The 6,000-nt window shown below is 36.7% G+C and carries 10 protein-coding genes and 1 pseudogene; 2 read left to right on the forward strand and 9 right to left on the reverse strand.

Going from position 1 to position 6,000, the window contains the following annotated elements:
* Positions 1 to 381 precede the first annotated feature (381 nt).
* Positions 382 to 708: a hypothetical protein gene (locus tag V7K48_RS22180; protein WP_335075376.1), complete on the forward strand. Its 327-nt coding sequence runs from the start codon at positions 382 to 384 to the stop codon at positions 706 to 708.
* A 260-nt stretch (positions 709 to 968) separates the two neighbouring features.
* On the opposite strand, the gene V7K48_RS22185 is transcribed toward V7K48_RS22180, so the two are convergent.
* Together V7K48_RS22185 and V7K48_RS22190 are read right to left on the reverse strand one after the other, a co-directional pair.
* Entirely contained in the window at positions 969 to 1,334 is a 366-nt protein-coding gene (locus tag V7K48_RS22185) for a DOPA 4,5-dioxygenase family protein (protein WP_335075378.1), read from the reverse strand.
* Between the two features lie 235 nt (positions 1,335 to 1,569).
* Positions 1,570 to 2,103: a universal stress protein gene (locus V7K48_RS22190; RefSeq protein ID WP_335075380.1), complete on the reverse strand. Its 534-nt coding sequence runs from the start codon at positions 2,101 to 2,103 to the stop codon at positions 1,570 to 1,572.
* Positions 2,104 to 2,481: 378 nt separating this feature from the next.
* On the opposite strand from V7K48_RS22190, the gene V7K48_RS22195 reads away from it, so the two are divergent.
* Complete coding sequence (locus V7K48_RS22195) at positions 2,482 to 2,730, forward strand: helix-turn-helix domain-containing protein (protein ID WP_335075382.1); 249 nt, start codon at positions 2,482 to 2,484, stop codon at positions 2,728 to 2,730.
* 279 nt (positions 2,731 to 3,009) lie between these two features.
* Here the strand turns inward: V7K48_RS22195 and V7K48_RS22205 are convergent, their stop codons facing one another.
* The 7 genes and pseudogenes from V7K48_RS22205 to V7K48_RS22235 form a co-directional block, all read right to left on the reverse strand.
* Positions 3,010 to 3,231, reverse strand: a complete 222-nt coding sequence (locus V7K48_RS22205; protein ID WP_335075384.1) for a type II toxin-antitoxin system HicB family antitoxin — start codon at positions 3,229 to 3,231, stop codon at positions 3,010 to 3,012.
* Between the two features lie 173 nt (positions 3,232 to 3,404).
* Positions 3,405 to 3,677, reverse strand: coding sequence for a type II toxin-antitoxin system RelE family toxin (locus V7K48_RS22210; RefSeq protein WP_335075386.1), 273 nt, complete (start codon positions 3,675 to 3,677; stop codon positions 3,405 to 3,407).
* On the reverse strand, positions 3,664 to 3,915 hold the full coding sequence (locus tag V7K48_RS22215; protein ID WP_335075388.1) for a hypothetical protein: 252 nt from the start codon (positions 3,913 to 3,915) through the stop codon (positions 3,664 to 3,666). Before V7K48_RS22215 ends, V7K48_RS22210 begins: the two co-directional genes overlap by 14 nt.
* A gap of 137 nt (positions 3,916 to 4,052) precedes the next feature.
* Positions 4,053 to 4,472 (reverse strand): annotated as a pseudogene (locus V7K48_RS22220) (endonuclease domain-containing protein).
* A 271-nt stretch (positions 4,473 to 4,743) separates the two neighbouring features.
* Positions 4,744 to 4,899 (reverse strand): DUF29 family protein, encoded by a 156-nt coding sequence (locus tag V7K48_RS22225; protein WP_335075390.1) that lies wholly within the window; start codon positions 4,897 to 4,899, stop codon positions 4,744 to 4,746.
* A 73-nt stretch (positions 4,900 to 4,972) separates the two neighbouring features.
* Positions 4,973 to 5,674, reverse strand: coding sequence for an HNH endonuclease family protein (locus V7K48_RS22230; RefSeq protein ID WP_335075393.1), 702 nt, complete (start codon positions 5,672 to 5,674; stop codon positions 4,973 to 4,975).
* Between the two features lie 116 nt (positions 5,675 to 5,790).
* A partial coding sequence (locus V7K48_RS22235; RefSeq protein ID WP_335075395.1) for a hypothetical protein occupies positions 5,791 to 6,000 on the reverse strand: 210 nt, incomplete at its 5' end.

Consider the following 6,000-nt stretch of genomic DNA (forward strand, 5'->3'; position numbering starts at 1 on the left):
AATTCGGTGATTTTACAGTTGATGCTACTGTTAATATTACTGTAAATTTAACTAGTTATGAAATAAATAACTGCTATACATCTTTGGCGTTGTACTGGGTAATATGATTGACTGGATGATCAAAATTATTAATAGTATTATCAACAGGGAATTTTTACCTAACTTTATACAGCATCCTGAGTGAATTATAAGGATTATTGAACAGAAAATATATTTTGGTAGCAATCAAAGATTAATAATTAAAATAAATCTTTAAGAAAAATTAATTTTTAATTATTAGTGTCAACCTGTTCAATTCTGGATCGGTGATTGAAAGGAATTGAGATTCACCTAAAGTCCAAAACTCTTCGTTATAGATTTCTTCTTTGGGAGAACTCACTTATGTCTTTGATCAGGACAGGTATGAACTTAAGTTTTAGTTTTTTAAGTAAGTTAGCCTTAATTAACTTTCCAGCAAACGAATTAAAACAGAAGAATAAAATACACGATTATAGCCAACAAGTTTGGGGAAGTGACTACGTATTTGAGCGTCTCAATCAAGGAATGATCGGGTATATGACTGGAGTAGGGAAAGGTATCAAACCCTGCGATCGCATTATTTTACGAGAAGGTTATGAATCTTATCAATATCAAATTGAAGAAATTGATTACTATTCTGATCCATCTGATATGTGGATAGCTTTACTCAAGCAAGTATCAGTTGACTAAATATTAAAGTCAACCAGTTGCTTCAATTCCATAGGTGATGATTCTTCTCTTACTAGAGAAGAAGAGAAGTGAGGTATCTATTTTAAATATTTTTCTTTTCTTGCGATGCTTATAACAAGCCGCTAAAAGCGTCTACACATAGGCTGAAACCTTTATTTATCAAGACATTGGACTTTTTCAATTTCACCATAATTAGTCACAATAGAAAAACTTCCACGCCCCAAACCAGAACGTTTAGCCAATAAAGTTGGCTACTTCCCTTAATTGGATAAAGTCGAACTAAGCTGTCGAAGAAACTCAATATTCAAATCTAGCTTTTCTCCTAACCATAGGGAATGAACCGCGTGGTCTGCTACAGCATCGCCTGTCTCAGGGTGAACAAGAATATCCAATCCCTCACGATTGAGCATTAACCAAGGAACGACTTTATCAAAGTGATTCGGTAAGAAAGCAACTTGATACATTCCTTTTGGATGTGGCCCGATGGGCTTATCAAACCAGCGTCCGAGTTGCACATCAAACCTAGCGCCCAATCCTTCACGTACACGCGCAGCTACATCCCGACTCGCAGTATCGAAGTAAACATGAGCGTGAAAACCAGTGATCTCGATAGTATCTTCTTTCATAGATCCACTTTTCGCTCTCAACTCTAATTTTGGGTAGGGACTTTTTCTTTTTCACTGAAAAAGCGATGTCTAGGACGGGCTACGCCTACACTCAATTTTAGCCTAATACCGTGCAGTTAAGGATCGGTTGTGAAGATTGACTCTATAGAAGTCATCAATTCAGGTAGATAGGTATGCGAGAATAAACCAAATTCAAAATTTGGTTCGCTAAGATTTATGCAATGTTAGTAGTTAGTTAACCCTGAAAGTTGCTTGAAGTTTTTTTTATAATTTCATCTGTTATCGGAGTAGCTGAAAGATGCACAACATGCACTGAACAAGAAGCATGATGAAGAACGTAGTTACTTACACTACCGAGAAATAGTTCCATCAACCCAGAACGACCCCGACGCCCCATGACAATTAGGTCAGCACCATAACTATGGGCTAAATCACAGATGATGCGACCAGGATTACCAATATTTTGTGTAAATTCCGTAGTTACACCTGCTGTGTTAGCTTGGGCACAGAAAGATTGCAACATCTGGATGCCTTGACTTTTAAAGGTATCCCACTGATTTTGGTATAACTCGAAGCTTTGATTGCTCAATCCCGGATAGTAGTCCAAATTAGACAGCATAGGTCCGTAAGGACTACCTTCTTCTTCGGGAGATAGGACATGCAGTAGCATTAAGCTAGCTTGTGTTAACTTTGCTAAACTCAACGCTTCATCAAAAACCTGTTGCCCTATTTCTGAGCGATCTAATGCAACTAGAATCTTTTTAAACATTATATAGACCTCCGATTTCATTAGTAATTGGTCTTTTCCGTTTTGGGTTTCCAGATGCTGGATTGTCAAAAATGACCAAACCCTCAACTATGTTTAGCAAGTTTTGAATTTTAAAGTTCTTAAAGGCTTTCACCCCATATTTATATATACAGCAAAATAATTTGAGGAACTTGTAAAAAAAGCAAAAATTTATCTTTGATTATCAGAGAGTATCGCGTTTTAGAAGAAACATCTTTGGGCCCTCACCCTAAATTCCTGTCTTAAAAACCTATTTTGGGTTTATTCCATCTTAGGTTTTAGAATTTAACTGAGTTCAGCAATATATACTAACTCTCATCGAGATCGAATAAACCATCGCCAGAAAAAAGGCAAGCTAAAGTGCCTAAATCAGTTTTCAGCGAAGAGTACAATCGGTTTCGCCAGCTACTTATCGAGGTCCGCAAAGCTGCCAAGCTCACTCAAGCAGAGTTGTCGGCAAAGCTAGAGCTTCCGCAATCCTATGTATCAAAGTATGAACGTGGAGAGCGTCGTCTTGACTTGATTGAATTTTTACAAGTTGCCGAAGTCCTTGAAATAGATCCACTGGCTTTTATCAAAGAACTGCTGAAATATCCAAAGGAGACGTAACACAATTGCAGATACAAAATGATAACAAACTTTCTAGTCGGACTTAGCTTGGGAATTTAAGGGGGCGATCGCACTAATTACTTTAGCTGGTTAAAATCTTCTTCTGTAATGGCCAACTGCTTGAGAATTTTATAAAACAACCAACTACCAATTTCAGTGTTGCCATGAATGGGAATTGTAGTTACTCGTCCATCTGAATGTTGTCAACGAGCATGACTACCCTTCTATCGGACTTTTTCAAATCCTAGTTTTCAGGCAACCCTTTGCAATTCACTTGCTTTAGCTGGCATTTGCAATCACCAGTTCGACATCTCCAGGTAGAGAACGCCCTTGTTCTTTGTACTCTTCTTGAATCATTTCAAAAACAGAGGCAAGTTCAGTACGGGCTTCATCTGGCGTTCTTCCCCAAGCGTGACAACCAGGAATTGCTGGAATATAGGCAACAAATGTGCCATTATCATCAGGGCGGATCACAGTAGTATAGTTTTGCAAAGACTTCATAGGGATAGCCTGAAGTTTGGGTTACATTTTTTTTTATTTAAAGCGATGTCTAACGACAAGTTGCAACTCTTGGAAACGCTTTGTGTAGCTTGCTTCGATCTAAAAGTATGCATCTACGTCTGACAGAGAATGAAGGTGCGATCGCCCATAATTTGAATATTACAGTATGTGCTTCAAGGAAAAATTCTGTAGATGTCTTTGCGGTGAGCAACTCGTTGGCAGATTAATGTTTTTGTTGTTTGATCAAAAGTAATACCAATACGATAATCACCAACTCGAATCTTATATTTATCACTATAGCCTTTCAATTTTTCAATATATCCTAATTCAAACGGATTCTCTGATTCAAGCTCTTGAAATACGATAGGTTCTACGCGGCTTTGAATTTCAACTGGTAAAGCAGCAAGTTCTTTCAAGAATCTCTTAGTATATTCAACTTGCCACATTTTCATCCTTTAGTGATTGATAATATTTTAGTGCTTCATCTTTTGATAGTGGTTTTTCTTCCTCTACTTCCTCCATGAGTTTTGCTAAACCGTAATCCTCAAGAATTTCTTCAATTTTTTCAAACTCAGCAATAGGAATTTGTACTGCGATAAGTCGTTGATTTTCATCAATAACATAATTTTTGTGGACTTCAAGCATTTTAATAACTCCTATGTATAAAAATTCATTGGTGTTCACTGTTAAAATTTTGGTGTCAGGTAATTAGATTTTAACAGTTTATCGCGATCGCATTGACCTCTCCCCCAGCCCCTCTCCGAGGCGGAGAGGGGAGCCAGATTTCTCCTTCTTCCCTTGCAGGGAAGGGGGCTGGGGGGTTAGGTCTCTTTAGAACAAGCTGTGGAAATACGCATTAAAACTTTATCAAGTTCGTGTCTCACTTCTTCATTTTTAATTCGTAACAAACGCAGTCCTCTAGCTGACAAAACTTTGTCCCGTTCTGCATCATATTCAGCTTGTTATTCATGAATTTTTCCGTCCACTTCTATTACTAATCGAGTTGCGTGACAATAGAAATCTGCAATAAACCCATTGATAATTTGCTGACGGCGAAAGTGTAAACCATTCAGGCGATTAGCACGAAGATGTTGCCAAAGAATTTTTTCTTCTGGCATCATTTGCTGACGAAGTTCTTTGGCACGTTGCACTTTAACTAAGTCTACTTTGTATCCGATTACAATATTGCGAGTTCCCTCATTTTTTTGTGGATAGGGTTCTTCGGGTGTTGGATTATTCATTTATGAAGTATGAAAATAGGTGTTTATGTGTGACCTCTCCCCCAGCCCCTCTCCGAAGCGGAGAGGGGAGCCGGATTTCTCCCCCTTCCCTCACAGGGAAGGGGGTTAGGGGGTTAGGTCTGTGTGCGAAGAGCGAAGGTGCGATCGCGCTGATAGAATAGTCAATTATATTCAAACATTATTATTTATCTTTTACTTCTAAAGCTTGACTAAAATTGCCATTTTATCAAGTGCATTAATAGCACAATTAATCGATTTTTAACTCGCCTTTTTAACTTCTCCCCATGCTTTCAATTTTTTCAATTAGATTAGGTATATCTATTTCATTAAAATTATTTTTTTTTAACTGCTGGGTAATGGTTTGTGTCCACAAGTAAAAGTCTTGTTCATAGAGATTTTTATCATTGAGAAAAGATGGACTGGTCATTAATATTTCTCTTGAAAACGCTAAAGTTTAGGTAGGCATAACTCCCAGCTAATTAAACTATACCAACTTTCTTTTATCGAGGCCACACTTTAATAGCTATATTAGCTAAATATTCAGCACGACTTTTGATTTCCTGTTCATTCCAAACATCTACCTTTCGGAAATACTGATTCAAAGTCACATTACTAGCTCTTAAAATTTTCAATTTTTCTTCAAAGGATTTATTAGACAATTCAGAGTTATATTGTGTTAGCGTGAGATTACCTAAAGTGTGAAGCAATTCCTTATGCACCTTGTTATAATCTGCACCTAACATTTCTTGCCACTCTTTACGTAAAGGGGACTTTTGGGGCATAATATGCTCAAGGCTCATAGGCAGAGTATCAACACGCTCCTTGCTCAAAGATTGTTCTATACTTTCTAATAAAAACTTTACACGTTCATTTGCTGCCGAGCTTTTATTATTATATAAAGGTTCATTGATGATATGCTGATAAAATAAATTGTCGTCAGGAAATACTTGAGTTTTCTCAAAACTGATTAAAACTTGGCGTAATCCATTCACTAAATCTTCAGGATTTTTTTGCTTTACTTGCTTATAAAGATTGTTAAAGGTTGTGCCTAAAGCTCTAGTAGGAATCCCGACAATCCAACGGCGGACAAAATAAGATTCTAAATATTGCAGGATTTTCTCAAAATCCTGAATAGATAAGCGTTGTGATTCATATTCATAATAAATATTCAGGAGAAATATATGACAAGTAGTAAAATCCAATTTTTTTAAACGCTGAAACCAATACTTTAGTTTTGCTTCTTGTTCTTCCTCATCAAAATTAAGACGTAGATAGTAATTAGTAAATTTTATAAGGTTATGTAACTCAGCCTTTATACCTAATTCAGGTTTTTCAAAGCGTTTAGCCGATTCATCAAAACGTTGTTTAATTGATTTATAAACGGCTTTTTCATTAATTGCCTCTCCATCTTTACGCAGATAAAACCAAAATGCCTTATACCAATTTTATATGAAGCTGCATATAATGGAGAAAAGAAACTCGATAAATTAAAATAGCCATGAGCCGCCCTTTTAAGATTGAAATCGCA

The organism is Nostoc sp. (assembly GCF_036919615.1).
Classification (GTDB): domain Bacteria; phylum Cyanobacteriota; class Cyanobacteriia; order Cyanobacteriales; family Nostocaceae; genus Nostoc.

Coding starts and splice junctions, on each gene's coding strand:
- V7K48_RS22180 (WP_335075376.1), top strand. CDS start 382: ATGTCTTTGATCAGGACAGGTATGAACTTAAGTTTTAGTTTTTTAAGT.
- V7K48_RS22185 (WP_335075378.1), bottom strand. CDS start 1,334: ATGAAAGAAGATACTATCGAGATCACTGGTTTTCACGCTCATGTTTAC.
- V7K48_RS22190 (WP_335075380.1), bottom strand. CDS start 2,103: ATGTTTAAAAAGATTCTAGTTGCATTAGATCGCTCAGAAATAGGGCAA.
- V7K48_RS22205 (WP_335075384.1), bottom strand. CDS start 3,231: ATGAAGTCTTTGCAAAACTATACTACTGTGATCCGCCCTGATGATAAT.
- V7K48_RS22210 (WP_335075386.1), bottom strand. CDS start 3,677: ATGTGGCAAGTTGAATATACTAAGAGATTCTTGAAAGAACTTGCTGCT.
- V7K48_RS22225 (WP_335075390.1), bottom strand. CDS start 4,899: ATGACCAGTCCATCTTTTCTCAATGATAAAAATCTCTATGAACAAGAC.